The sequence below is a fragment of the Falsiroseomonas oryziterrae genome (genome assembly GCF_021864505.1).
GTDB lineage: Bacteria > Pseudomonadota > Alphaproteobacteria > Acetobacterales > Acetobacteraceae > Falsiroseomonas > Falsiroseomonas oryziterrae.
This window is the reverse complement of record NZ_JAKJIB010000618.1, coordinates 1-1,035: the sequence shown is the minus strand read 5'-3', so window position 1 is coordinate 1,035 and position 1,035 is coordinate 1. Positions and strand designations below refer to the sequence as shown.

Annotated in this window: 1 protein-coding gene; it reads left to right on the top strand. The window is 76.4% G+C overall.

Annotated elements, in window-relative coordinates:
• Positions 1–73: 73 nt before the first annotated feature.
• Positions 74–1,035, top strand: a 962-nt coding sequence (locus L2I40_RS23660) for an ABC transporter ATP-binding protein (RefSeq protein ID WP_237217795.1), incomplete at its 3' end; no start/stop codon positions are given.

The following is a 1,035-nucleotide window of genomic DNA, read 5'->3' as shown; positions in this document are numbered from 1 at the left end:
TCGCGCCGGCGCTGCACGGGGTTGCGCACCGCGCCGCGTGCCACCGGCAGGACGCGCTCCGGGCGGCGGCGGCATGACCGCGCTGCTGGAGGTCGCCGAGCTGCGCCGCAGCTTCGGCGGCGGACGCCCGCTGTTCGGTGCCGCACGCCCCGAGGTGCGCGCCGTGGACGGCGTCTCCTTCACCCTCGCCCGCGGCGAGACGCTCGGGCTGGTGGGCGAGACCGGCAGCGGGAAGTCCACGCTGGGCCGGCTGGTGCTGCGCCTGATCGAGCCGAGCGGCGGCGCGATCCGCTTCGACGGGACCGACGTCACGGGATTGTCCGCGGCGGCGCTGCGCGGGCTGCGGCCGCGCATGCAGATGGTCTTCCAGGACCCCTACGGATCGCTCGACCCGCGCATGACGGCCGGCCAGATCGTGGCCGAGCCGATGACGGCGCATGGCGTGCCGCGCACCGAGGCGGCGCGCCGCGCGGCGGAGCTGCTGGAGCGCGTGGGCCTGCGCCGCGCCATGGCGGGACGCTACCCGCACGAGTTCTCGGGCGGCCAGCGCCAGCGGCTCGGCATCGCGCGGGCCGTCGCGCTCGACCCCGCGCTGGTGGTGCTGGACGAGCCGGTCTCGGCGCTCGACGTCTCCGTGCAGGCACAGATCCTGAACCTGCTGGCGGAGATCCAGGGCCGCTCCGGCGTGTCCTATCTCTTCATCGCGCACGACCTCGCTGTGGTGCGGCACGTGAGCGACCGCGTCGCGGTGATGTATCTCGGCCGGATCGTGGAGATCGCGCCGCGCGACGCGCTGTATGGCGCGCCGCGGCATCCCTACACCGTCTCCCTCCTCGCCGCGGTGCCGCGCCCCGACCCGCTGCGGGAGCGGTCGCGCCCGCGCATCAGGCCGATCGGCGAGATCGGCAGCGCCGCCGCCCTGCCAGGCGGCTGCCGATTCCACCCGCGCTGCCCGCGTGCGCGCTTGGTTGCCGCCCGCGTCGCCGACACGGTGGCGGCGGCCGGCACGCGGCTGCCGCGCGCCTGCGTGCAGGA